The organism is Peptoniphilus hominis (ex Hitch et al. 2025) (genome assembly GCF_040096015.1).
Classification (GTDB): domain Bacteria; phylum Bacillota; class Clostridia; order Tissierellales; family Peptoniphilaceae; genus Peptoniphilus_A; species Peptoniphilus_A hominis.
Window position 1 is genome coordinate 1 of record NZ_JBBMFO010000063.1, and the last position, 1,536, is coordinate 1,536.

2 protein-coding genes and 1 other annotated feature are annotated in these 1,536 nt (G+C 33.3%); both genes read left to right on the forward strand.

The window, feature by feature from the left end; genetic code table 11:
* Positions 1-362 precede the first annotated feature (362 nt).
* Positions 363-484, forward strand: a sequence feature (ribosomal protein L10 leader region).
* 8 nt (positions 485-492) lie between these two features.
* Positions 493-1,029 carry a 50S ribosomal protein L10 gene (rplJ, locus tag WMO19_RS09665; RefSeq protein WP_349171662.1) on the forward strand — a complete coding sequence of 179 codons (537 nt, stop codon included), beginning with the start codon at positions 493-495 and terminating at the stop codon, positions 1,027-1,029.
* Between the two features lie 47 nt (positions 1,030-1,076).
* Positions 1,077-1,463, forward strand: a complete 387-nt coding sequence (rplL, locus tag WMO19_RS09670; RefSeq protein ID WP_349171664.1) for a 50S ribosomal protein L7/L12 — start codon at positions 1,077-1,079, stop codon at positions 1,461-1,463.
* Positions 1,464-1,536: the final 73 nt, after the last annotated feature.

Below are 1,536 nucleotides of genomic sequence, written 5' to 3' on the forward strand. Positions count from 1 at the left end.
AAATGCGTATAAGTGCAATTTTTTTATATAAAAATATCTGTTAGAGATTTACTCCCCAACAGATATTATAGAGCCTATTTTTTTAATGAAGATTAGCGTGACGAGGTTTTTTAGGCTTAAAAGATCCGAAAACTTTGGAGCTTATATTTTTATAAAGATGTATGAGAGAAATTTGTAAGGCTTAAGAGCTGGGAAAAATAATAAAAATAAGTTTAAAATAATTTTTAAATGATAAAAATAGAAAAAACTTTATAATCCTTATAAAATCCTATATAATAATAGGGAATAAAAATAGATAAGATGAAAGAAAAAAATAAAAATAAATACAAATAATCATTGACAAAGATCCAAAGACTGTATATAATATCAATGTTACTAAGCCGCAGACAGTAGGTGGCAATGCCATAAGTCCTACCGAGGTTTGAAATTCGGATTTATTTGATTTTCACATCTCACGGCGGCGTGAGATTTTTTTATTTTGGGGGTGACAAATTGAAAGAAGAAAAACTACAATCAAAACAAGCCCTAGTTGATGAAATTAAAGAGAAAATTCAAGGAGCTCAATCAATTGTACTTGTAAACTACAGAGGTTTAACAGTTGAAGAAGTAACTGAACTTAGAAGCAAGTTTAGAGAAGCAAATGTTGACTACAAAGTTTATAAAAACACAATGATGAGACGTGCCTTTGAAGAACTAGAAGTAAGTGGTCTTGAAGAATTTTTAAAGGGACCAAGCGCTATTGCTTTCGGAATGGAAGATCCAGCATCCGCAGCAAAAATTTCATCTGAGTTTGCAGAAAGTCATGATGCATTAGAAATTAAGGCAGGTTATGTTGACGGAAAAGTATTATCACTTGCTGAAGTTGACGCACTTGCTAAATTACCATCTAAGGAAGTTCTTGTTGCACAAGTACTTGGTGGCTTGAACGCACCAATCCAAGGATTTGCTAATGTATTAAATGGAACACTATCAGGATTTGCAAGAGTTATTGCACAAATCGCTGAAAAGAAAGAAAATGAAGCAGCATAATTAATATGCAAAAAAATTAAAATTATTAAAATTACGGAGGAAATAAAATGTCAGAAAAAGTAGAAAAATTAATTGAAGAAGTTAAGGAACTTACAGTATTAGAACTATCAGAAGTAGTTAAGGCTCTTGAAGAAGAATTCGGAGTATCAGCAGTAGCTCCAGCAGCAGTAGCAGCAGCTCCAGTAGCAGGTGGCGCAGCTCCAGCAGCAGCAGGAGAAGAACAAACTGAATTTGATGTAATCATCACTGAAGCTGGACAAGAAAAAGTTAAAGTTATAAAAGTAGTTAAAGACCTTACAGGACTTGGACTTAAAGATGCAAAGGCAGTAGTTGACGGAGCACCTAAAGCAGTTAAAGAAGGCGTTTCAAAAGACGAAGCTGACGACATCAAAGCTAAACTTGAAGAAGCTGGCGCAACTGTAGAAGTTAAATAATGGCTCTATAATATCTGTTGGGGAGTAAATCTCTAACAGATATTTTTATATAAAAAAATTGCACTTATACGCA

What these genes read in the sequence shown, in the direction of transcription:
- rplL (WP_349171664.1), top strand. Translation starts at nt 1,077, where the DNA reads ATGTCAGAAAAAGTAGAAAAATTAATTGAAGAAGTTAAGGAACTTACA.